Annotated in this window: 25 protein-coding genes; 10 read left to right on the forward strand and 15 right to left on the reverse strand. The window is 65.2% G+C overall.

Features of this window, described 5'->3' with window-relative positions:
* Window positions 1–1,161 (forward strand): hypothetical protein (locus tag HZZ13_RS34570; protein WP_197963908.1); only part of this gene is annotated, 1,161 nt, incomplete at its 5' end.
* A gap of 120 nt (window positions 1,162–1,281) precedes the next feature.
* On the opposite strand, the gene HZZ13_RS34575 is transcribed toward HZZ13_RS34570, so the two are convergent.
* The 3 genes from HZZ13_RS34575 to HZZ13_RS34585 all read right to left on the reverse strand — a co-directional run bounded on the left by HZZ13_RS34575 (window position 1,282) and on the right by HZZ13_RS34585 (window position 2,298).
* The gene (locus HZZ13_RS34575) at window positions 1,282–1,554 is read right to left on the reverse strand and encodes a hypothetical protein (RefSeq protein WP_197963909.1); all 273 of its coding nucleotides are present in this window, start codon (window positions 1,552–1,554) and stop codon (window positions 1,282–1,284) included.
* A 248-nt stretch (window positions 1,555–1,802) separates the two neighbouring features.
* Window positions 1,803–2,021 (reverse strand): PIN domain-containing protein, encoded by a 219-nt coding sequence (locus HZZ13_RS34580; RefSeq protein WP_197963910.1) that lies wholly within the window; start codon window positions 2,019–2,021, stop codon window positions 1,803–1,805.
* Between the two features lie 34 nt (window positions 2,022–2,055).
* Window positions 2,056–2,298, reverse strand: a complete 243-nt coding sequence (locus tag HZZ13_RS34585; RefSeq protein ID WP_197963911.1) for a hypothetical protein — start codon at window positions 2,296–2,298, stop codon at window positions 2,056–2,058.
* A 142-nt stretch (window positions 2,299–2,440) separates the two neighbouring features.
* Here HZZ13_RS34585 and HZZ13_RS34590 point away from each other — a divergent pair, with 142 nt between their 5' ends.
* Both HZZ13_RS34590 and HZZ13_RS34595 read left to right on the forward strand, forming a co-directional pair.
* Window positions 2,441–2,866, forward strand: coding sequence for a DUF5413 family protein (locus HZZ13_RS34590; protein WP_197963912.1), 426 nt, complete (start codon window positions 2,441–2,443; stop codon window positions 2,864–2,866).
* 58 nt (window positions 2,867–2,924) lie between these two features.
* Entirely contained in the window at window positions 2,925–3,467 is a 543-nt protein-coding gene (locus HZZ13_RS34595) for a DUF4112 domain-containing protein (protein WP_197963913.1), read from the forward strand.
* A gap of 77 nt (window positions 3,468–3,544) precedes the next feature.
* Here the strand turns inward: HZZ13_RS34595 and HZZ13_RS34600 are convergent, their stop codons facing one another.
* From HZZ13_RS34600 to msrA, 4 genes are all read right to left on the reverse strand, one after another.
* Window positions 3,545–3,838 carry a hypothetical protein gene (locus HZZ13_RS34600; RefSeq protein WP_174221610.1) on the reverse strand — a complete coding sequence of 98 codons (294 nt, stop codon included), beginning with the start codon at window positions 3,836–3,838 and terminating at the stop codon, window positions 3,545–3,547.
* A 212-nt stretch (window positions 3,839–4,050) separates the two neighbouring features.
* Window positions 4,051–4,215, reverse strand: coding sequence for a DUF3309 family protein (locus HZZ13_RS34605; protein WP_172784692.1), 165 nt, complete (start codon window positions 4,213–4,215; stop codon window positions 4,051–4,053).
* A gap of 107 nt (window positions 4,216–4,322) precedes the next feature.
* Window positions 4,323–4,742, reverse strand: coding sequence for a peptide-methionine (R)-S-oxide reductase MsrB (msrB, locus tag HZZ13_RS34610; protein WP_197963914.1), 420 nt, complete (start codon window positions 4,740–4,742; stop codon window positions 4,323–4,325).
* Window positions 4,743–4,772: 30 nt separating this feature from the next.
* Window positions 4,773–5,477, reverse strand: a complete 705-nt coding sequence (gene msrA, locus HZZ13_RS34615) for a peptide-methionine (S)-S-oxide reductase MsrA (RefSeq protein WP_197963915.1) — start codon at window positions 5,475–5,477, stop codon at window positions 4,773–4,775.
* Window positions 5,478–5,724: 247 nt separating this feature from the next.
* On the opposite strand from msrA, the gene HZZ13_RS34620 reads away from it, so the two are divergent.
* Window positions 5,725–7,413: a caspase family protein gene (locus HZZ13_RS34620; RefSeq protein WP_197963916.1), complete on the forward strand. Its 1,689-nt coding sequence runs from the start codon at window positions 5,725–5,727 to the stop codon at window positions 7,411–7,413.
* Between the two features lie 73 nt (window positions 7,414–7,486).
* Here the strand turns inward: HZZ13_RS34620 and HZZ13_RS34625 are convergent, their stop codons facing one another.
* From HZZ13_RS34625 to napE, 6 genes are all read right to left on the reverse strand, one after another.
* A complete protein-coding gene (locus tag HZZ13_RS34625; protein WP_197963917.1) occupies window positions 7,487–8,596 on the reverse strand; it encodes an ATP-dependent DNA helicase in 1,110 nt (369 codons plus the stop codon).
* A 229-nt stretch (window positions 8,597–8,825) separates the two neighbouring features.
* On the reverse strand, window positions 8,826–9,479 hold the full coding sequence (locus HZZ13_RS34630) for a NapC/NirT family cytochrome c (protein WP_246504683.1): 654 nt from the start codon (window positions 9,477–9,479) through the stop codon (window positions 8,826–8,828).
* Complete coding sequence (locus tag HZZ13_RS34635) at window positions 9,476–9,946, reverse strand: nitrate reductase cytochrome c-type subunit (protein ID WP_197963918.1); 471 nt, start codon at window positions 9,944–9,946, stop codon at window positions 9,476–9,478. Before HZZ13_RS34635 ends, HZZ13_RS34630 begins: the two co-directional genes overlap by 4 nt.
* Window positions 9,943–12,456 (reverse strand): nitrate reductase catalytic subunit NapA, encoded by a 2,514-nt coding sequence (gene napA, locus HZZ13_RS34640; RefSeq protein WP_197963919.1) that lies wholly within the window; start codon window positions 12,454–12,456, stop codon window positions 9,943–9,945. Before napA ends, HZZ13_RS34635 begins: the two co-directional genes overlap by 4 nt.
* A gap of 16 nt (window positions 12,457–12,472) precedes the next feature.
* The gene (locus HZZ13_RS34645; RefSeq protein WP_197963920.1) at window positions 12,473–12,787 is read right to left on the reverse strand and encodes a chaperone NapD; all 315 of its coding nucleotides are present in this window, start codon (window positions 12,785–12,787) and stop codon (window positions 12,473–12,475) included.
* A gap of 26 nt (window positions 12,788–12,813) precedes the next feature.
* Entirely contained in the window at window positions 12,814–12,999 is a 186-nt protein-coding gene (gene napE / locus HZZ13_RS34650) for a periplasmic nitrate reductase, NapE protein (RefSeq protein ID WP_197963921.1), read from the reverse strand.
* Between the two features lie 256 nt (window positions 13,000–13,255).
* On the opposite strand from napE, the gene HZZ13_RS34655 reads away from it, so the two are divergent.
* Window positions 13,256–14,101 carry a DeoR/GlpR family DNA-binding transcription regulator gene (locus tag HZZ13_RS34655; RefSeq protein ID WP_197963922.1) on the forward strand — a complete coding sequence of 282 codons (846 nt, stop codon included), beginning with the start codon at window positions 13,256–13,258 and terminating at the stop codon, window positions 14,099–14,101.
* 3 nt (window positions 14,102–14,104) lie between these two features.
* On the opposite strand, the gene HZZ13_RS34660 is transcribed toward HZZ13_RS34655, so the two are convergent.
* On the reverse strand, window positions 14,105–14,530 hold the full coding sequence (locus HZZ13_RS34660; RefSeq protein ID WP_197963923.1) for a type II toxin-antitoxin system VapC family toxin: 426 nt from the start codon (window positions 14,528–14,530) through the stop codon (window positions 14,105–14,107).
* Entirely contained in the window at window positions 14,527–14,811 is a 285-nt protein-coding gene (locus HZZ13_RS34665; RefSeq protein ID WP_197963924.1) for a type II toxin-antitoxin system Phd/YefM family antitoxin, read from the reverse strand. Before HZZ13_RS34665 ends, HZZ13_RS34660 begins: the two co-directional genes overlap by 4 nt.
* 227 nt (window positions 14,812–15,038) lie before the next feature.
* On the opposite strand from HZZ13_RS34665, the gene glpD reads away from it, so the two are divergent.
* The 5 genes from glpD to HZZ13_RS34690 are packed head-to-tail and all read left to right on the forward strand — an operon-like array spanning window position 15,039 to window position 20,541.
* Window positions 15,039–16,589 (forward strand): glycerol-3-phosphate dehydrogenase, encoded by a 1,551-nt coding sequence (gene glpD, locus HZZ13_RS34670; protein WP_197963925.1) that lies wholly within the window; start codon window positions 15,039–15,041, stop codon window positions 16,587–16,589.
* Window positions 16,586–17,662: an ABC transporter ATP-binding protein gene (locus HZZ13_RS34675; protein ID WP_197963926.1), complete on the forward strand. Its 1,077-nt coding sequence runs from the start codon at window positions 16,586–16,588 to the stop codon at window positions 17,660–17,662. Before glpD ends, HZZ13_RS34675 begins: the two co-directional genes overlap by 4 nt.
* 13 nt (window positions 17,663–17,675) lie before the next feature.
* Window positions 17,676–18,761, forward strand: a complete 1,086-nt coding sequence (locus HZZ13_RS34680) for an ABC transporter ATP-binding protein (protein WP_197963927.1) — start codon at window positions 17,676–17,678, stop codon at window positions 18,759–18,761.
* A complete protein-coding gene (locus tag HZZ13_RS34685; RefSeq protein WP_197963928.1) occupies window positions 18,761–19,735 on the forward strand; it encodes a carbohydrate ABC transporter permease in 975 nt (324 codons plus the stop codon). The genes HZZ13_RS34680 and HZZ13_RS34685 overlap by 1 nt, the downstream gene beginning before the upstream one ends.
* On the forward strand, window positions 19,735–20,541 hold the full coding sequence (locus tag HZZ13_RS34690; RefSeq protein WP_197963929.1) for a carbohydrate ABC transporter permease: 807 nt from the start codon (window positions 19,735–19,737) through the stop codon (window positions 20,539–20,541). The genes HZZ13_RS34685 and HZZ13_RS34690 overlap by 1 nt, the downstream gene beginning before the upstream one ends.
* The last annotated feature ends 4 nt before the right edge of the window (window positions 20,542–20,545 follow it).

Genomic DNA, 20,545 nt, shown 5'->3' on the forward strand with positions numbered 1-20,545 from the left:
GACGCCGCCCCCCCTGGCGATCGCGGCCGGCCGCCGGAGCCGCCGGCCGGCCGCGATCGCCAGGGGGGGCGGCGTCCGCCCGACGTCGGACCCCCGCCGCCGCTGCCGTCCTCGCCCGGCGTGCGCGGTTTCCGCGACATCACGGCCGATGCCAACGATCTCGGCGGTGCCGCCGCGCAGGCCAGCCGCGCCGCGCGCCGCACTTACGCCAACGTGCCCTCGCCCTCGCCGGAATTCGACCGGCTGGAGCCGAGCCTGGAAAACCGCACCGGCGAGTCCGAGGCGCCCTATTCCTACGACGAATCGATCGAGGAGGCCGAGCGCTACACGCCGCAGCCGCCGTCGCCGCGTCCGCGCATCGCCCCCGATCGGGATGCCAAGAAGCGCGCCCGTACCCGCTCCGCCTTTCCGTTCAAGAGCGCGATTGCCGTCGGCATCGTGCTCATCCTGGTCGGCGCCGGCATCCTCTGGGGCAAGCAGCTGGTCCAGATCGTCAACGGCTTTCTCAAGCCGTCGGCGACGCAAGTGGCTGATACGCCGACCCCGGCGCAGCCGCAGAGCAAGCCCAAGATTCCCGATCGCGTCGGTCAGCCCTCGGCCAGCGACCAGCCGGTCGCGCCGGTGGCGCAAAAGGTCGTGCTCTACGACGAAGATCCGTCCGACCCGAAGGGCAAGCAATATGTCGGCTCGGTGGTGTGGCGGCTGGAGCCGATCAAGGCTTCGGGCAACCAGAAGGCCGACGTCGCCGTGCGCGCCGACATCGAAATCCCCGACCGCAAGTTCAAGATGACGATGTCGTTCCGCCGCAACACCGATTCCTCGCTGCCGGCGAGCCATACGGCGGAGTTGACCTTCATCCTGCCGCAGGACTTCCCCGGTGGCAGCGTCTCCAACGTCCCGGGCATCCTGATGAAGTCGAACGAGCAGGCCCGCGGCACGCCGCTCGCCGGGCTTGCGGTCAAGGTCACCGACGGCTTTTTCCTGGTCGGCCTCTCCAACGTCGACGCCGACCGCGCCCGCAACGTCCAGCTCCTGAAGGAGCGCTCCTGGTTCGACGTGCCGCTGGTCTACGCCAACCAGCGCCGCGCCATCATCGCCATCGAGAAGGGCGCCCCCGGCGAACGCGCCTTCAACGACGCCTTCGCGCAGTGGGGCGATTGAGCTCTTCCGTCATTCAGGGGCGCGCGAAGCGCGAGCCCAGAATCCATTTCACCGCGTCACATGCCGCGCGATGGATTCCGGGCTCGCGCTTCGCACGCCCCGGAATGACGACCGAGGGAGCTACTGCGCCGCCGCTTCCCGCTTGCGGGCTGCCGTGGCGGCGGCGTGCTCGCGGTCCATCACGGCGCGGCAGCCGGGGCTGACCTGCGCCTTGTTCCGCACCATGCAGGCGGTGATGCGCGGGATGTCGGGGATCTCTTTGGAGCACAGCCGCATGGCGTCACCCGAGCACATCTGCTGGGCTTCTTGCGAGAAGGCGAGACTGGGCGATGTCTGGAGAGCGAAGGTGGTGGCGACTGCGAACAGCGAAGCGATGGTCTGATAGCGTGTCATGAAGGATGGGTCCCCGAGGTCCTGGGCTTGAGCCGCTTGGTTTTGGGGCGCCGCACGCGGCTTGATCTGCCGCATGTCACAGCCTTCACGCCGGGAGCTTCGGTCCCGCGTGTGGTCGCTCGATTTCGTGATGCTCGAATCGAAAGTGCTGCGCCGCCCGAGCGAAGTATGCGCCATTGTCACGCGCCCGCAATGGCCGGCGCAAAGGAATTCGCAATTGTTGCACGCCAGTCACGTCGCGCGTCGGATCAGCCGATCGGAGACGCTTGTTCCGCATCGCTCGCGCCGAGAGCGGCGGCGTGCTCCTCGACGGCGGTGACGCCCTTGGGCGTCAGCTCGAACAGATCGCCGTCCTTCATCACGTAGCCGTCGGCGATCAATTGCCCCATCTTGCCCTGCCGGTCGTCGGCGAAGGCAACGGACTGGCTGATGTCCCGCAGGATCGAGAGCTCTTCGTCGTGCAACATGGCTTCACTCTCCGTTCGCGGGGTTGGGCCGTCCTCACATGCCGTGGCTCTGAAACACCTTGCTGCAGGACTTCGACAGCTTCGCCCGGTTGGCTTGCAGGCAGCTCTGCACCGCGCTGTCGTTGCCGAGGTCCTTGCGGCAGAAGCGCTGCGCATCGCGCGTGCAGGCCTGCTGCTCCTGCGGCGTGCCCATATGGCCTTGGGCGAGCGCCGGTGCCGTCGGCAGGCCGCTCAGGGCTGCCAGCGCGATCGTCGCCAGGAGAAATTTGCGGGCCATCTGTGGCTCCAGTCTAAGGGGTTGAATTCAGGTCCAGCATGAACTCATCGCCTTGCCACTTGTTCCCCTCAAGGAGGCCGGCGCCCCGCTGTTCAAGGTTCCCGCTGCACTGCTATAACGCCGGCAACGTGTGAGGTGCTTGATGAAACGCTATCTGGTGTTTGCGCTGGTCGGCCCATTCGTCGGCGGGTTCCTGCTGCTGCTGACGACGACCTACCAGTCCGGTTATTGGGCCCAGACCAACCTCGGCGAGGTCGGCAAGCTGTTCGCGGTGTTCTTCAAGACCCTGCAATACAGCTACCTGTTCGGCTTCCTGCCTTCGCTCATGATCGGCGCGGTCGACGACATCCTGCTCCATATCCGCCGGATCGGTCCCGGCTTGCGGATGCTTCTGGTCGGCCTGTTCGCCTTCGCCCTGGCCTCGCTCACCTACAGCTCGCGCGGGCCGGATTCCGGCGCGGTGCAGTTCATCCTTTACGGGCTCGTCGGTTTCGTGCCGGCGGCGATTTCATCCTGGCTGGTGCATCGCTACATCGAGGAGCCGCAAGCAGCGCCGGCGCCGACCTGACGCGCGGCGTTCGGGCGCGGCCGCAACCTCCGCCGCGCTGGCGCGTTCACTCAAGGCCATGGCCATGCAAGACGACGACATCCTCGCTCCGCGCAAATCCCGTTCCGGGAGCAGCTCGCATGCGCGCTTTTCGCGCGACGAGGCGCGCGGGCCGATCATCGACCAGGACGGCCACGAGGTCCGGCCCGAAAGCCTGGAGCAGGGATTTCGCGAGTTTCGTTTCGAGTTCGGTCAAGGCAGCCCGTTCGGCAATCTGACCCGCGAGCAGCGGATCGCGCGGCTCGAGGCGATCGCCAAGCTGCTCGACGTCGCCTTCATCCTGCCCGGTACCAACATCCGCTACGGCATCGACGGGCTGATCGGATTGATCCCCGTCGTCGGCGACGTCATCACCACCGCGATCTCGCTGTGGCTGGTGCGCGAAGCCCGCGCGCTGGGCGCGCCCTGGCACATCACGGCGCGCATGCTCGGCAATGTCGCGGTCGACGGCGTGGTCGGCCTGGTCCCGTTCGCGGGCGACGCCTTCGACGTCATGTTCCGCGCCAACATGCGCAACGTTCGCCTGCTCCAGCGCTGGCTGGAAAAGCAGCCGCGGATGTAGGGCTCCCAAAACACAAAAGGCGCGACGACCTTTCGGCCATCGCGCCTTCTGCGCACATCGAACGGTATGACGAAAGCTTACGCCGCGTCGGCATCGGTCTCCGCGGCGGGGGCCGGCTTGGGCCGGCGGGGCAGCGGGAAGGCATCGCTCTCGTATAGCGAGCGGATGCCGTTCTGGTCGAAGCGCGCTTCCTCGACCTGGAGATAGGCGCCGTTCAGCGAGTCCGTCGGCAACTGCTCCATCGCGAACTGCACGGCCTCGGCCGCAGTGCCGAACCGCCGATAGGTGAAGCCCGCGCGCTTCTTCTTGCGGATGGCGGCGGGGAAGAGCTCGGCGGAAGTGTTGAAGTTGAACGGACGCATTGGACGCATGGTCAAAGACCTCGTGATCTTCTCTGGGGCTTTAAGCGCGTGGGGTTGGGGAGGGCAGGGGCCGCAATCGAGCGGGCCCGCCGCATGTCATTGTCGTCCTCTAATATAGGCCGATTTGACAAAAATGCGACCCCCGCGATGCGAGATGATGAATCCATGCATGGCAGCCCCGCGGGGGCTGAACTCACTTATATTTCAATGACTTATGTGGCTTAAACTTTGCCAAGAAGCAGCAGCACGACCAGGATCACCAGCACGACCCCGCCGATGCCCATGCCGGAATGGCCGAGGCCATAGCCGTAGCCGCCGAACCGGCCGGACAGGCCGCCGACCAGATAGATGATCACCAGGATGATCAGGATGGTCCCAAGCGTCATGGCATCCTCCCTGACGGCCGCCGAAATGCGATGGTCGGCAGCACCACCAGAGCAGAAAAGCACATCGCGCCGCCGGGTTCCACGGGGGAACCCGGCGGCGTGCTTGGTTATTTGGGGTCGAGCTTCAGTGCTGCGGAATTGATGCAGTAGCGCAGGCCGGTCGGCCCGGGTCCGTCGGGGAAGACGTGGCCGAGATGGCCGCTGCATTTGGAGCAGAGCACTTCGGTGCGGATCATGCCATGACTGGTGTCCCGCTCCTCGTCGATGTGGCTCTCGACCGCGGGCTGGGTGAAGCTCGGCCAGCCGCAGCCGGAATCGAACTTGGCATCCGAAGAGAACAGCACATTGCCGCAGCCGGCGCAGACATAAGTGCCGGCCCGGTGCTCGTGCTCATATTCGCCCGAGAAGGGACGCTCGGTCGCCTTCTCGCGCAGCACCGCGTATTGCATCGGCGTCAGCTCGCGCCGCCACAGCTCTTCGCTCTTGATGACCTTGTCGTCGGTCGCTTTTGTCTTGGTGTCGGGCATGGGTCTCCCGTTGCTTTGGTGATCTCAAGATCAGTTGGTGGCCTTGCCGGCATTCACCAGCGTCGGCTTCTCGATGTAATTATCCGCGAACAGCTTTTTCAGGTTCTCGACCTTCGGGATGTCGTTATAGGCGATGTAGGGCTGGTTCGGGTGCAGCGTCAGATAGTCCTGGTGATAGGCCTCCGCCGGATAGAACGCCTCCAGCGCACTGAGCTTGGTCACGATCGGCTTGTTGAACACCTTCGCGCCGTTGAGCTGGGCGATATAGGCCTCCGCCACCTTCTTCTGCTCGTCCGACGTGGTGAAGATGGCCGAGCGATATTGCGGGCCGACGTCGGGGCCTTGGCGGTTGAGCTGGGTCGGGTCGTGCACCACCGAGAAGTAGATCTGGAGAATCTTGCCGTAGGAGATCTTCTTCGGGTCGTACTTGATCTCGACCGCCTCGGCATGGCCGGTGCGGCCGCTCGAGACGCTCTGGTAGTCGGCGGTCGCCTTGGTGCCGCCGGCATAGCCGGAGACCGCGTTGACCACGCCGGCGGTGTGCTGGAAGACGCCTTGCACGCCCCAGAAGCAGCCGCCGGCGAGCACGGCGGTCTGGATGCCGCTTGCGGGCGCCGCGTCCAATGCGGGGGCAGGGATCACGACCGCCTCCTCTGCGGCCCGGGACGGCATCATGAAAGCCAGCGTCAGGGCGGTGGTTGCGGCGAGCAGGGTGGCGAGGGCGGTTCGGCGCATGGCGATCCTCTTTCGGAAGGGCTGACAGTCTAGGGCGGACGGGACCGGGCGAACAGCCTGCCCGGCCGCGTTTTCGCATCATCCGAGATACGGGCCGAGCCGCGGATTGTTACGCCGGGGCGGACACGAGACCGTGAGGACGCGGCGGACGTGGCGCCGGGCCGGCTTGGCGGGATGCGGAACTCCGCGCTAGATGAACCGGCGCGATCGACGATCGCCCAAGGGTGGCTGGAGCTGGCCTGACAACATGCTGCGCGTCGTTTTCCCGATCCTTGCCGTCCTCGCGGCCGGCACCTGCATTGCCGCGGCCGATCCCCAACCCGGCGACGATCTCGCTTTGTGCCGTGATCGGCAGGCCGAGCTGCAGGCCCGCGCCTCGGCCTGCGAGAAGCTGCTGAACGCCGATCGTCTCACCGGCAAGGACAAGGCCACCGCACTGTCCGTGCGCGGCAATACCCTGCTCAACAAGCACGATCACGTCCGCGCCATCGAGACGCTGTCCATGGCCATCGACCTCGATCCGGACAACGTCGTCGCGCTCAACCTGCGCGGCCTCGCTTATGAGCGCAGCGGGCAGGAGGATCTCGCGATGGCCGACTACAACCTCGCGCTCCAGAAGCGCCCGGCCTATGGCGTTCCCTACAACAACCGCGGCGTCATCCACGCGCGCCGCGGCGCACTGCAGAGCGCGATCGACGATTTCAGCCTGTCGATCAAGTACACGCCGAAATTCCTGCTCGCCTGGACCAATCGCGCCCGCGCGCGCACGCTGATGAAGGATTTCGACGGCGCCATCGCCGATTTCGCCGAGGCCGAGAAGATCGATGCGGCTGCGCCGCAGATCGCCGGCAACCGCTGCGTCACCTACGGCATGATGGGCAAGTTCGACAGCGCCCTGGCCGATTGCAACGGCCTGATCGAGAAGCAGCCCAGGAACGTGTTCGCGATCAACAACCGCGCTGACGTCAACATGATGAAGGGCGATCTCGACGCCGCGCTGAAGGATTACAACACGGCCATCCAGATCAACCCGAACAATGTCCGCGCCCATTCCGGCCGCGGACAGATCTACGAGCGCCGAAAGGATCTCGCGCAGGCCCGTGCCGATTATCGCGCCGCGGCCTATTCGCTGACGAGGTTCGACGACACCGAGGTTGCGCGCGCCCGCGCCATCGCCCAGGAGCGGCTCGCCGCCCTGACACCGAAGGAGCCGGCGAGTGCGACGACCGGCCGTCGCGTCGCGCTGGTGATCGGCAACGGCGCCTACAAGAACGCCCAGGCCTTGCCGAATCCGCCGCGCGATTCGAAGCTGATCGCGGGCGTGCTGCGCGACCTCGGCTTCCAGAAAGTGATGGACACCAGGGATCTCACCCGCGACACGTTCTTCCAGACCCTGAAGGCCTTCGCCGAGGAAGCGGAAAAGGCCGATTGGGCCGTGGTCTATTATGCCGGCCATGGTTTCGAGATCGGCGGCGTGAACTATCTCGTTCCGGTCGACGCCAAGCTCACGGCGGACAAGGACGCCGAGACCGAGGCCGTCGCGCTCGAGCAGGTGATCGCCGCGGTCGGCGCCGCGCGAAAAGTGCGTCTCGTCGTCCTCGATGCCTGCCGCGACAATCCGTTCGCGCCGGCCATGCAGCGCACGCTGTCGCTGAAGCTGGTCGAGAAGGGGTTTTCCAACATCGAGCCCGGTGCGGGCTTCATGGTGGTCTACGCCGCCAAGCACGGCGAGACCGCGATGGACGGCGACGGTGCCGCCAACAGCCCGTTCGCCACCGCGCTCGCGCGCGAGATCAAGCAGCCGAAGGTCGAGATCCGAAAATTGTTCGACATCGTCCGCGACGACGTCTGGGCCGCGACTAGGCACGAGCAGCAGCCGTTCACGTATGGGTCGCCGCCGGGGCGGGAGGATTTTTACTTTGTTGCGGAGAAGTGAGGGATTGGATTGCGGAGTAACTCAATCTGTCATTCCGGGTTCGATGCTTCGCATCGCCCCGGATGGAGTGGCTCTAAACCACGATGCTCAGCCTTTTCGCCGCCCGCGTGATGCCGGTATACAGCCACCGTGCCCGCGCATCCTGAAACGCAAAGCTCTCGTCGAACAGCACGACGTCGTCCCATTGCGAGCCCTGCGATTTGTGCACCGTCAGGACATAGCCGTAGTCGAACTCATCGTAGGGCTTGCGCTGCTCCCAGGCGATCTGCTCGATACCGCCCTCGAAGCAATCGGCGCGCACGGAAACCTTGATCACCTTGCGGCCGAAGTCCTCGTCCGGCAGGACACGCATGGTCACAATCCTCGACTTCGAAACTGCGCGCTCCTTGACCCGCCACAGGCCGCCGTTGAACAGGCCCTTCTTGCGGTTGTTGCGCAGGCAGACCAGCTTGTCGCCTCCCACGGGGAGCGGGTCCTCGATGTTCTGGCGCTGACGCACCCGCATGTTGTAGGCGCGGCGGGTATTGTTGCGGCCGACCAGGATCTGGTCGGCGCCCATGACGCGATCGGGATCGAGCTCCTTGCGCGAGACCACCTCGCTCTCGCCATAGCGGCCGATGGCGAGCTCGCGTCCTTCGCGGACGTCCATCGACATCCGCACGATCGGATCGTCCTGCGCCTGGCGATGCACCTCGGTCAGCATTGCATCGGGTTCGGAATTGGTGAAGAAGCCGCCGCCCTGGATCGGCGGCAGCTGCGCGGGATCGCCCAGCACCAGCAGCGGACAATCGAACGACATCAGGTCGCGCCCGAGCTCGGCATCGACCATCGAGCATTCGTCGATCACGATCAGCTTGGCCTTCGAGGCCGGCGCATCGTCCCACAATTCGAAGCTCGGCTGCTCCTCGCCGGATTCGCGGGCACGGTAGATCAGCGAATGGATGGTGGAGGCGCCGTCGCAGCCCTTGTTGCGCATGACGAGCGCCGCCTTGCCGGTGAAGGCGGCGAATTTCACCTCGCCGTTGACGCCCTCGGCGATGTGCCGCGCCAGCGTGGTCTTGCCGGTGCCGGCAAAGCCGAACAGGCGGAACACCGGCGGCGTGCCGCCCCGTCCCGGCTTGGCCTTGAGCCAGTCGCCGACGGCCTTGAGCGCAGCATCCTGATGCGGGGTGAAAGTGGCCATGTCTGTCTTGAGGGAGCGGCGAATGAGGCGATTCGCCTTTCCCCCAAAGCTAACCATTCGTCGCAACGGTTCAAGCGCGGTGGCCCCGCCATTGCCAGTGGTGCACCCGCATGTGAGCCTTGCATGAGGCCGTCATGCCCGGGCTTGTCCCGGGCATCCACGTTCTTTGTGCCGCGTGGTTAGGCGTGGATGGCCGGAACAAGCCCGGCCATGACGGTGAGAGCTGAGGCTACTGCCAGCCCGGAACGCCGCGCATATCCGGCAGCTGGTGGGCGATGCCCTTGTGGCAGTCGATGCAGGTCTTTTCCTTGGTGAACAGGAAGCGCTGGTGCGCCACCGAGGCGCGCGGCGATTGCTTGGTGATGTCCATGGAATCGGCGCTGTGGCAGTTGCGGCATTCCAGGGAATCGTTGGCCTTGAAGCGCGCCCATTCGTGCGCGGCGAGCTCGAGCCGGTGATCCACGAATTTCTCGCGCGTGTCGATGGTGCCGAAGATCTTGCCCCAGACCTCCTTGGAGGCCTGCATCTTGCGCGCGATCTTGTCGGTCCAGTTGTGCGGCACGTGGCAGTCCGGGCAGGTCGCGCGCACGCCGGAGCGGTTGGAGAAATGGACGGTCGACTTCAGCTCGGCGTAGACGTTGTCCTTCATCTCGTGGCAGCCGGTGCAGAACTTCTCGGTATTGGTGATTTCCAGCGCGGTGTTGAAGCCGCCCCAGAAGATCACGCCGGCGACGAAACCGGCCAGCACCAGGGTGCCGAGGGCGAACACCGAGCTCGGCCGGGTCAGCACCTGCCACAGCTCGAGCAGGAACGCCCAGCTGCGCGCGATGACGCCGCGCTTTTCATTCAGCTCCGCGTTGGGATCATCGGCCGTCGTTGTCATCTGCGGCCACCGGGGCTTGCGCGCGACAGCAGCGTGTCGATATCGGTGAAATCGTTGCTGACCGGAGGATTGGCGGTGTTCTGCGGCACGTGGCATTCGGTGCAGAAGAAGCGGCGCGGCGAGACGGAGGCCAGGAATTGTCCGTCGCGATCCATGAAGTGCGTGATCGAGACCATCGGCGCCTGCGACTCGGCGGTGCGCGCCCGCGCATGGCAGGACAGGCATTTGTTGCCGTTGAGGTCGACCTGATAGCCGTCGATATTGTGCGGGATGACGGGCGGCTGCTCCGGATAGTTGCGCACCTCCCTCTCGGAGGTGTTGCGGTTCGGCAGCATCGGTGGCGCCGGGCCCTCGTCGTTGAGCGGGGTCGGGCCGCGCAGGCGGGAGCTCATGGTCTGCGCCGTCAGCGAGCCCGTGCCGGCTGCGATCGCGAAGGCGAGCAGGATGATTGCGGATCGTTTCATCATGACATGTTCACCCGCTCGATGCGCACGGCGCATTTCTTGAAATCGGTTTGCAGCGAGATCGGATCGGTGGCGTCGAGCGTCACCTTGTTGATCAGCTTGGATTCGTCGAACCACGGCACGAAGACGAGGCCGCGCGGCGGCCGGTCGCGGCCGCGCGTCTCGATACGGGCGCGGATGAAGCCGCGGCGGGAGAGCACCTTCACCTCGTCGCCGCGCCGCAGCTTCATGTCCTGCGCGTCGTCCGGATGCATGAAGCAGACGGCTTCGGGAAAGGCCTTGAACAGCTCGGGCACGCGGCGCGTCATGGTGCCGGAATGCCAGTGCTCCAGCACCCGGCCGGTCGAGAGCCAATAGGGATATTCGTTGTCGGGCGATTCCGCCGGCGGCTCGTAAGGCAGCGCGAAGATGCGGGCCTTGCCGTCGGCATGGCCGTAGAACTGCACATTGGTGCCCTGCTTGACGTAGAGGTCGCTGCCTTCGCGGAAGCGCCACTTCGTCTCCTGGCCGTTGACGACGGGCCAGCGCAGGCCGCGCTCCCGGTGATAGGTGTCGAACGGCGCGAGGTCGTGGCCATGGCCGCGGCCGAACTGGGCATATTCCTCGAACAGGCCTTTGTGGACGTAGAAGCCGAACGCCTTGGATTCGTCGTTGGCATAGCCCGGCTCGATATCGGTGACCGGGAATTTGTCGACCTGGCCGTTCTTGTAGAGCACGTCGAACAGCGTCTTGCCGCGATATTCCGGCTTCTTGGCGATCAGCTCCGCGGGCCAGACCTCCTCGATCTTGAAGCGTTTTGAAAATTCCATGAGCTGCCAGAGATCGGATTTGGCTTCGCCCGGTGCCGTGACCAACTGGTGCCAGAACTGCGTGCGGCGCTCGGCATTGCCGTAGGCGCCTTCCTTCTCCACCCACATTGCGGTCGGCAGGATCAAATCTGCCGCGAGCGCCGTCACCGACGGATAGGCGTCCGAGACCACGATGAAATTGTCGGGGTTGCGGAAACCCGGATAGGTCTCCTCGTTGGCGTTGGGGCCGGCCTGGAGGTTGTTGTTGACCTGCACCCAATAGGCGTTGATCAGGCCGTCCTTCAGCATCCGGCTTTGCAGCACGGCGTGGGCGCCGGGCTTGTCGGGAATGGTGCCTTCGGGCAGTTGCCAGATCTGCTCGGCGTGGTCGCGATGCGCCTTGTTGGTCACCACCATGTCGGCGGGCAGGCGGTGCGAGAAGGTCCCGACCTCGCGCGCGGTGCCGCAGGCCGAGGGCTGGCCGGTCAGCGAGAAAGGGCTGTTGCCGGGCGCGCAGATCTTCCCGGTCAAGAGATGGATGTTGTAGATGAGGTTGTTGCACCAGACGCCGCGGGTGTGCTGGTTGAAGCCCATGGTCCAGAACGAGACCACTTTCGTCTTGGGATCGGCGTAGAGCTCGGCGAGCGCCTCGAGACGGTTGAGCGGCACGCCGGACATTTCGGCGGCCTTCTCCAGCGTGTACTCGGACACGAACTTGACGAAGTCGTCGTAGCTCATGTCGGTGGAGTCATTGGCCTTGGCGGCGCCCGTCGCCTTCTTCTGCAGCGGGTGATCCGGCCGCAATCCGTAGCCGATGTCGGTCTGGCCGCGCTTGAACACGGTATGCGCGGCAACGAAGTCCTTGTTAACGCGGCCGGTCTTGATGATGTGATTGGCGATGGCGTTGAGGATGTAGAGGTCGGTCTGCGGCTTGAACACCATGCCGATGTCGGCGAGGTCGAACGAGCGGTGCTCGAAGGTGGAGAGCACGGCGACACGGACATGCGGCGCGGACAGCCGGCGGTCGGCGATGCGCGTCCACAGGATGGGATGCATCTCCGCCATGTTGGAGCCCCACAGCACGAAGGCGTCGGTCGCCTCGATGTCGTCGTAGCAGCCGGGCGGCTCGTCGATGCCGAAGGTGCGCATCATGCCGGCGACTGCCGAGGCCATGCAGTGCCGCGCATTCGGGTCGATGTTGTTGGTGCGGAAGCCGGCCTTGAACAGCTTCGATGCGGCATAACCTTCCCAGATCGTCCACTGGCCGGAGCCGAACATGGCGACGCCGTTGGGGCCGCGCTTCTTGATCGCCTCCTTCCACTTCAGCTCCATGATGTCGAAGGCTTCGGTCCAGGTGACAGGCGTGAAGTCGCCGTTCTTGTCGTACTTGCCGCCCGTCTTGCGCAGCATCGGCTGCGTCAGGCGGTCGTGGCCGTACATGATCTTGGAGAGGAAGTAGCCCTTGACGCAGTTGAGGCCGCGATTGACCTCGGCCTTGATGTCGCCGTGGGTGGCGACGACGCGGTTGTCCTTGGTTGCGACCATCACCGAACAGCCGGTGCCGCAGAAGCGGCAGGCGGCCTTGTCCCATTTCAGTTCGCTCTCCTTCCGCTCGGCGGCGAGGTTGGCGGCGAGCGCCGGTGCCGGGAGCCCGGCGGTGGCCGCGGCGATCGCGGCGGCCTCGAGCTTGAGTATCTGGCGGCGGTCGAGCTTCGGCGATGTCATGATGGCTCTCCGGCCGTTAGGTCGTTTCGATGGCGTGGAACACCAGCGCCGCGGAATAGACGTGTTGCAGCGACTGGATGGTGTTGAGCATGGTGCCGAGGCTGCCGGCGTCCGGCGCTTCGGCGACGACAACAAGCTTTCCGCGCGCGTCGCGGGCATGGATCTCGCAGCCGGGAAGCGCTGCGATCGCCGCCTCCAGTTCGGCAAGGCGCTCGGGCCGCGCCTGCACGATGATGCTGGCGATCTCCGCGCCCGGCGGCGGCACGATGCGCTCGGCGGCGAGCACGCGGCCGGTGATCAGGGCGCGGCGGTTGAATGTGGTTTGGGCCATGATGCCTGTCTTTCGCTTTGAGCGGATCAATGCGGGGAGGGTGGCGGGCCCGGAGGGCCGGCGAACATCTGGTAGATCCAGACGCCGAGGCCGTAAGTGCCGACCGTCCCGACCGCGAGGGAGGGCATCACGATTGCGGTCAGGAACAGGAACGCGAAAATCTCCATGCGCTTACGGCGCACGCGCGACGTCGTGTCGTCAGGGGCCGACATGTTCGGTCTCTCGGGGATGAGATGGGAAATCCGGACGGCATCCGGGCCGTTGCCTTGCTGCACTTCTGATCCATTCGGGCCGCCACGGCGTTGATCTGGATCAACCTGCCCGCTTGCGCGGATGTCGCAGCGCCCGGGGCCAGACCTCCGAGAAATTCCGCAGGGAGGCCTTCTTCCATTAACCGTGATCGGCGTCTGCATTGACCGCAGGCGCGAACCGCCGCACCATGCGTCAGTCTGATTTGGGGCCCTTGTCGTGACCGGATTGACCCATCGCCAAGCCGAAATCCTCAACATCGCGCGCGCCTCCGGCCGCGTCATGGTCGAGGAGCTCGCGCGCCGCTTCGAGGTGTCGGCGCAGACCATCCGCAAGGATCTCAACGATCTCTGTGAGCGGCGTTCGCTGACCCGCATTCATGGCGGCGCCATCATCGCCTCGGGCGTGGAAAACCTCGCCTACGAGGCGCGCCGCTTCGTCGCCGCCGACGAGAAGAAGGCGATTGGGGCTGCCGCCGCCTCGCTGATCCCGAACGGCTGCTCGCTCTTCATCAACATCGGCACCACGACGGAGGAGGTCGCGAGCGCGCTGACCTCGCATGAGGACCTCCTCGTCATCACCAACAATCTCAACGTCGCCATGCTGCTCTACCGCCATCCGCGCATCGAGGTGGTGGTCGCCGGCGGCACGGTGCGGCGCGCCGACGGCGCGGTGGTCGGCTCGACCGCGACGCAGCTGATCGGCCAGTTCAAGGTCGACTACGCCATCATCGGCGCCTCCGCGATCGACGAGGAAGGCGCGCTGCTCGACTTCGACTATCGCGAGGTGCAGGTGGCGCAGGCCATCATCGCCAATGCCCGCAGCGTCATGCTGGTCGCCGATTCCACCAAGCTACGGCGCAGCGCGCCGGTGCGCATCGCCCACATCACCCAGATCCAGACCTTCGTCACCGATCAGGAACTGCCCGAGCGCCTCGCCACCATCTGCCACAGCAAGGGCATCGAGGTGGTCGAGGCGATGCCGAAGGCGGCGGATATCGACGATGCCCCGACCGACGCCCAGGATGCCGCACCGGAAGCCGCGCCAGTGGTGCGGCTGAGATAAGAGCTAAGCGTCGTCCCACGGGTTGAGCAGCGGAATGCCGAAGGCCGCAAAATCCTTCACGTTGCGGGTGACGAGCGTGAGATCGTTGACGAGCGCAGTCGCCGCAAAGAAGCCGTCCATGACGGACAATGCGACGCCGCTTCGGCGGCTCTGCGCCATGAGATCACCCCAGCGCTCGGCCACTGTCTGGTCTATCGGCATGACGCGTTCGGCAAACCGCGCCGGCAAGTCGTGGGCAAGCCAGGCGGCCAGCGCGGTGCGCCGGCGACCATCCTCGAGCAATGCGATGCCGCGGCGAAGCTCGGCGATCGAGGCGACGCTGATGAACGCACGGTCCTCGTCGATCGTATCCAGCCACGCCACAACTTTCGGCGAAGGTACGGGCCGCTGAACTTCCGAAAGCACGTTGGTGTCCAGCAAAAGGTTCATGGCACTTCGTCGCGTGGCGCGTCGTCCAGCCGGTCGAGTTCAAGGTCGGCGCCGCGCAACGGCGAAGCCAGCAGGAATTCGGCCAAAGTGCCCTTGCGCGCTGTCTTGCGCGCCCATTCCTCGACGGAAACGACGACGGCATTTGGCTTGCCGTGACGGGTGATGACCTGCGGGCCGGCCTGGGCGCGCTCGATCAACTCGGACAGCCGCGCCTTGGCATTGGCCAGGGTCCAGGTGTCTTCCGTTGGAAGTGTATCGGGCTCAACGTTGCGATCGACCATGTGATTAAACCAATTTGACTACTATGACTATAATCCTTCAGATTGACCAAATCAAGGTATTGCCGCCTCCCAAATCGCCGTGAGGCTGCCCAATACGAACCCCTCCTGCCCACCAAAAAAGTTCCTCTTTCGCTTCTTTTCGCCTCTCTTTCATCTTGCTTTCGTTTTTCGGTGTGATCTAATCAAAAACGAAAGTAGCCGCTCGACGAACGGGCGGTCGCCGGGGGATGCGTCTGTTGGAGCGTATTTTCGATCTCGCCATCATTGGAGGCGGTGTTAACGGCTGCGGCATCGCGCGCGACGCGGTAGGCCGCGGGAACACGGTTTTCCTGTGCGAAATGAACGATCTGGCGAGCGGGACATCGTCCTGGTCGACCAAGCTCGTGCATGGCGGGCTGCGCTATCTCGAATATTACGAGTTTCGGCTGGTCCGCGAGGCGCTGATCGAGCGCGAGATCCTCTGGGGCATCGCGCCCCACATCATCCGCCCCCTTCGTTTCGTCTTGCCGCATCACGCCGGCCTGCGCCCGGCCTGGCTGCTGCGCCTCGGCCTCTTCCTCTATGATCACATCGGCGGCCGTCACCTGTTGCCGGCAACCCGCTCGGTCGATCTCAAGCGCGACGAGGTCGGCAAGCCGCTGATCCCAAATCGCTACAGCCGCGCCTTCGAATATTCGGACTGCTTCGTCGACGACGCCCGCCTCGTCGTGCTCAACGCGCGCGATGCCGCCGACAAGGGCGCCGAAATCCGCACCCGCACCCGGGCCACCGAGATTCGCCAGTCGGACGGCCTCTGGACCGTCAGCATGGTCGACACGCTGACCGGCGCGCGCTCGCAGATCCGGGCCAAGGCGCTGATCAATGCCGGCGGGCCCTGGGTCGAGGACGTGCTCGGCCGCGGCGCCGGCGTCAATGCGAAAGCCAAGGTGCGCCTGGTCCAGGGCTCCCACATCGTCGTGAAGAAGCTCTACGACCACGACCGCGCCTACATGTTCCAGAATGCCGACGGCCGCATCATCTTCGTGATCCCCTACCAGGACGACTTCACGCTGATCGGCACCACCGACCGCGACTATGACGGCGATCCCGCCAAGGTGAAGGCGACGGCTGAAGAGATCGAGTATCTGTGCAAGGCGGCCAGCGAGTATCTGGCCAAGCCCGTCACGCCCGCCGACGTGGTCTGGACCTATTCCGGCGTGCGTCCGCTGTATGACGACGGCGCCAGCGAGGCCAAGGCCGCGACGCGCGACTACGTGTTCGAGCTCGACACGCCCGGCGGCGTGCCGCTGCTGTCGATCTATGGCGGCAAGATCACGACCTATCGCAGGCTTGCCGAGGAGGCGCTGGAGCGCCTTGCACCCTATTTGCGCAGTGCGAAGGCGCGCGAGGGCTGGACCGGCAAATGGCCGCTGCCGGGCGGCGACATGAACGTATCCGACATCGACGGCCTGATCGCCGAGCTGCAGCGCGGCTATTCCTTCCTCAGCCACGAGCATGCGCGGCGCCTGGCGCGCGCCTATGGCACCCGCGCCACCAAGCTGCTCGGCGATGCCAAATCGGCCGCGGATCTCGGCCAGGCCTTTGGTGCCACGTTGACCGAGCGCGAGGTCCGCTACCTCATGGCCAATGAATGGGCCGTCACCGCCGAGGACGTGGTCTGGCGCCGTTCCAAGCTCGGCCTGCGACTATCTGCCGACGAGATCGCGGCCCTCGACGACTGGATCAGGAGCCATGCCGTGTCGCAAAGTCCCCTGCTGGAAGCGGGAGGACGCTCATGACCGTGACACTCGATCACGTGACCCGGACCGTGGAAGGCGTGCCGCACATCCGTGAGGTCTCGCTGACGCTGGAGAGCGGTACGCTCAACGTGCTGCTGGGGCCGACGCTGTCAGGCAAGACCTCGATCATGCGGTTGCTCGCCGGGCTCGACAAGCCGACCACGGGCAAGGTGTTCGTCAACGGCAAGGACGTCACCGGCGCCGACGTGCGCCAGCGCTCGGTCGCGATGGTCTATCAGCAGTTCATCAACTACCCCTCGCTGACGGTCTACGAGAACATCGCCTCGCCCCTGCGCGTACAGGGCAAGCCGCGCGACGAGATCGAGGCGCGCGTGGCGGAGGCGGCAAAGCTGCTGCGGCTCGAGCCGTTCCTGAAGCGCACGCCGCTCCAGCTCTCCGGCGGCCAGCAGCAGCGCACCGCGATCGCGCGCGCGCTGGTCAAGGGCGCCGACCTCGTGCTGCTCGACGAGCCGCTCGCCAATCTCGACTACAAGCTGCGCGAGGAGCTTCGGGCGGAGCTGCCGCGCATCTTCGAGGCCTCTGGCGCGATCTTCGTCTATGCCACCACCGAGCCGACCGAGGCGCTGCTGCTCGGCGGCAACACCGTGTGCATGTGGGAGGGCCAGGCGCTGCAGATGGGCGAGACCACCAACGTCTATCGCCGGCCGCAGACGCTTCGCGTCGCACAGGTGTTTTCGGACCCGCCGCTCAATCTCGTGGGCCTCGAGAAGGGAAATGGCATGGTCCAATATGCCGGCGGGAGTGCAGCGCCCGCGTCCGGGCTTTATGCCGGTCTGCCCGACGGCTTCTATCGCGTCGGCTTCCGCGCCCATCAGCTCGGGCTTGCCAACGGCGACACCGATCGCCACGCCTTCCACGCCACTGTCACGGTGACGGAGATTACCGGTTCGGAGAGCTTCGTGCATTTGACCCGCGCCGGATCGAACTGGGTGGCGGTGCTGCACGGCGTGCACGAGTTCGAGCCGGGCCAGACGCTCGATGCCGTGCTCGATCCCAACGACGTCTTCGTGTTCGATGCCGCCGACCGGTTAGTCGCGGCACCGGGCTCTTAAGAGGGGATGCACCATGGCCCGCATTGACCTCGTCGATCTCGCCCATTCCTACGGCGGCAACGATGCGCCGCGGGAAAGCTTTGCGCTCAAGCCCGTGACCATGACCTGGCGCCAGGGCGGGGCCTATGCGCTGCTTGGCCCGTCGGGCTGCGGCAAGACCACGCTTCTGAACGTCATCTCCGGCATCATCACGCCGTCACGGGGGAAAATCCTGTTCGACGGCAAGGACATCACACTGCTGTCAACCCAGAAGCGCAACATCGCGCAGGTGTTCCAGTTTCCGGTGATCTACGACACCATGACGGTGGGGCAGAACCTGGCGTTCCCGCTGAAGAACCGCGGCGTGCCCAAGGCCGACATTGACAGGCGCGTCGCCGAGATCGGCCGCCTGCTCGACCTCGAGCCCTATTTGAACCGCAAGGCCACGCGCCTGACCGCCGACGCCAAGCAGAAGATCTCGCTCGGCCGCGGTCTCGTGCGCAACGACGTTGCCGCCGTGCTGTTCGACGAGCCGCTGACCGTGATCGACCCCGAGCTGAAATGGCAGCTCCGCTCCAAACTGAAGGCGCTGCATCGCGAGCTCGACCTCACGATGATCTACGTCACCCACGACCAAACCGAGGCGCTGACCTTCGCCGACACCGTCGTCGTCATGCATGACGGCCGCGTGGTGCAGAGCGGCACGCCGGCCGAGCTGTTCGACAAGCCGGCGCACACCTTCGTCGGCTATTTCATCGGCTCGCCCGGCATGAACATCCTGCCGGCGGAGGTGCGGGGACGCGAGGCCAAGGTCGGCGGCCACGTCATCGCGCTGAACCGCAGCTACGACAACCTGCCGGCCGGCGCCAAGATCGAGATCGGCGTCCGTCCCGAATTCGTCGAGGTGGTCGCGCCCGCACCTGGCCTGCTCACCGCCAAAATCGAACGCATCGACGATCTCGGCCGCATCCGCTTCGCGCGCGTGCGCGTCGGCGACGCCAAGCTCGCGGCGCGCGCTCCTGGCAGCTTCACCAGCGCGGACGGCAGTGCCGGGCTGAAATTCGATCCGTCGCACGTCCACGTCTATGCCGACAGCCTTCTGGTGGAGGGAGCCGCCTGATGGACAAGACCGTCAACCAAAAAGCCTGGTTCCTGGTACTGCCGGTGTTCCTGGTCGTCGCCTTCTCGGCGGTGCTGCCGCTGATGACGGTGGTGAACTATTCGATGCAGGACACCTTCGGCAACAACCAGTTCTTCTGGAACGGCGTCGGCTGGTTCAAGGAGCTGCTCGATCCCTCCACCGATCTCGGCGGCCGCTTCCTCGCTTCGCTCGGCCGCAACCTGTTCTTCTCCCTTGCCATCCTCGCCATCGAGGTGCCGCTCGGCATCGTCGTCGCGTTGTCGATGCCGCGCGAGGGCTGGACGGTCGCAGCTTGCCTCGTGGTTCTCGCGCTGCCGCTGCTGATCCCCTGGAACGTGGTCGGCACCATCTGGCAGATCTTCGGGCGTCCCGACATCGGCCTGCTCGGCTACGTCCTCAACGCCATGGGCTTCGACTACAACTACGTCTCCAACGACGTCGATGCCTGGGTCACCGTCATCGTGATGGACGTCTGGCACTGGACCAGCCTCGTCGCGCTGCTGTGCTACGCCGGCCTGAAGTCGATTCCCGAAGCCTATTATCAGGCCGCGCAGATCGACGGCGCCTCGCGTTGGGCCGTGTTCAAGGCGATCCAGCTGCCGAAGATGAACCGCGTGCTTTTGATCGCGGTGCTGCTGCGCTTCATGGACAGCTTCATGATCTACACCGAGCCGTTCGTCGTCACCGGCGGCGGGCCCGGCAATTCCACCACCTTCGTGTCGATCGAGCTGGTCAAGATCGCGCTCGGCCAGTTCGACCTCGGCAAGGCCGCCGCGCTGTCGCTGGTCTACAACCTCATCATCCTGATCGTCTGCTGGATCTTCTACACCGTCATGACCAACGCCGGCGTGGAACGCAAAGTCCAGGCGGAAAGCGAGCCGGCGGTGGAGCCAAAACCTTCGGCCGCGCTCAAGCCCGTGCCCGCACTCAAGCCTAGGGAAGGAGTGGCCTGATGCATTCGATCCCCGGCCGCCGCCTCATCATGGGGCTGTTCCTGATCTTCCTGCTGCTGCCGATCTACTGGCTCGTCAACATGAGCTTCAAGACCAACAGCGAGATCGTCTCGACGATGACGCTGTGGCCGCACACCCCGACGCTGCAGCACTACAAGCGCATCTTCACCGACGAGAGCTGGTATTCGGGCTACATCAATTCGCTGGAATACGTCGTCCTCAACACCATCATCTCGATCGCTGTGGCGCTGCCGGCGGCTTACGCCTTCTCGCGCTACCGTTTCCTCGGCGACAAACACCTGTTCTTCTGGCTGTTGTCGAACCGCATGGCGCCGGCTGCAGTCTATGCGCTGCCGTTCTTCAACCTCTATTCGGCGATCGGGCTGTTCGATACCCCCTGGGCCGTTGCGCTCGCGCACTGCATCTTCAACGTGCCGCTGGCGGTGTGGATCCTCGAAGGCTTCGTCTCCGGCGTGCCGCGCGAGATCGACGAGACCGCCTTCCTCGACGGCTATTCCTTCCCGCGCTTCTTCATCAAGATCCTCGTGCCGCTGATCGCGAGCGGCATCGGCGTCGCCGCCTTCTTCTGCTTCATGTTCTCCTGGGTCGAGCTGCTGCTGGCGCGCACGCTGACCTCGGTGCAGGCCAAGCCCATTGCCGCGATCATGACGCGCACGGTCTCGGCCGCTGGCATGGACTGGGGCCTGCTGGCCGCAGCCGGCGTGCTTACCATCATTCCGGGCGCGCTCGTGATCTGGTTCGTCCGCAACTACATCGCGCGCGGCTTCGCGCTCGGCCGCGTGTAAGGAG

The sequence above is a fragment of the Bradyrhizobium agreste genome, from assembly GCF_016031625.1.
Lineage (GTDB): Bacteria > Pseudomonadota > Alphaproteobacteria > Rhizobiales > Xanthobacteraceae > Bradyrhizobium > Bradyrhizobium agreste.

Coding starts and splice junctions, on each gene's coding strand:
- HZZ13_RS34690 (WP_197963929.1), top strand. CDS start 19,735: ATGCATTCGATCCCCGGCCGCCGCCTCATCATGGGGCTGTTCCTGATC.
- HZZ13_RS34625 (WP_197963917.1), bottom strand. CDS start 8,596: ATGGCCACTTTCACCCCGCATCAGGATGCTGCGCTCAAGGCCGTCGGC.
- HZZ13_RS34595 (WP_197963913.1), top strand. CDS start 2,925: ATGGCCATGCAAGACGACGACATCCTCGCTCCGCGCAAATCCCGTTCC.
- HZZ13_RS34660 (WP_197963923.1), bottom strand. CDS start 14,530: ATGAACCTTTTGCTGGACACCAACGTGCTTTCGGAAGTTCAGCGGCCC.
- msrA (WP_197963915.1), bottom strand. CDS start 5,477: ATGCGCCGAACCGCCCTCGCCACCCTGCTCGCCGCAACCACCGCCCTG.
- msrB (WP_197963914.1), bottom strand. CDS start 4,742: ATGCCCGACACCAAGACAAAAGCGACCGACGACAAGGTCATCAAGAGC.
- HZZ13_RS34675 (WP_197963926.1), top strand. CDS start 16,586: ATGACCGTGACACTCGATCACGTGACCCGGACCGTGGAAGGCGTGCCG.
- HZZ13_RS34620 (WP_197963916.1), top strand. CDS start 5,725: ATGCTGCGCGTCGTTTTCCCGATCCTTGCCGTCCTCGCGGCCGGCACC.
- HZZ13_RS34680 (WP_197963927.1), top strand. CDS start 17,676: ATGGCCCGCATTGACCTCGTCGATCTCGCCCATTCCTACGGCGGCAAC.
- HZZ13_RS34580 (WP_197963910.1), bottom strand. CDS start 2,021: ATGTTGCACGACGAAGAGCTCTCGATCCTGCGGGACATCAGCCAGTCC.
- napA (WP_197963919.1), bottom strand. CDS start 12,456: ATGACATCGCCGAAGCTCGACCGCCGCCAGATACTCAAGCTCGAGGCC.
- HZZ13_RS34645 (WP_197963920.1), bottom strand. CDS start 12,787: ATGGCCCAAACCACATTCAACCGCCGCGCCCTGATCACCGGCCGCGTG.
- HZZ13_RS34600 (WP_174221610.1), bottom strand. CDS start 3,838: ATGCGTCCAATGCGTCCGTTCAACTTCAACACTTCCGCCGAGCTCTTC.
- HZZ13_RS34575 (WP_197963909.1), bottom strand. CDS start 1,554: ATGACACGCTATCAGACCATCGCTTCGCTGTTCGCAGTCGCCACCACC.
- HZZ13_RS34665 (WP_197963924.1), bottom strand. CDS start 14,811: ATGGTCGATCGCAACGTTGAGCCCGATACACTTCCAACGGAAGACACC.
- HZZ13_RS34585 (WP_197963911.1), bottom strand. CDS start 2,298: ATGGCCCGCAAATTTCTCCTGGCGACGATCGCGCTGGCAGCCCTGAGC.
- HZZ13_RS34685 (WP_197963928.1), top strand. CDS start 18,761: ATGGACAAGACCGTCAACCAAAAAGCCTGGTTCCTGGTACTGCCGGTG.
- glpD (WP_197963925.1), top strand. CDS start 15,039: ATGCGTCTGTTGGAGCGTATTTTCGATCTCGCCATCATTGGAGGCGGT.
- HZZ13_RS34635 (WP_197963918.1), bottom strand. CDS start 9,946: ATGATGAAACGATCCGCAATCATCCTGCTCGCCTTCGCGATCGCAGCC.
- HZZ13_RS34605 (WP_172784692.1), bottom strand. CDS start 4,215: ATGACGCTTGGGACCATCCTGATCATCCTGGTGATCATCTATCTGGTC.
- napE (WP_197963921.1), bottom strand. CDS start 12,999: ATGTCGGCCCCTGACGACACGACGTCGCGCGTGCGCCGTAAGCGCATG.
- HZZ13_RS34590 (WP_197963912.1), top strand. CDS start 2,441: ATGAAACGCTATCTGGTGTTTGCGCTGGTCGGCCCATTCGTCGGCGGG.
- HZZ13_RS34630 (WP_246504683.1), bottom strand. CDS start 9,479: ATGACAACGACGGCCGATGATCCCAACGCGGAGCTGAATGAAAAGCGC.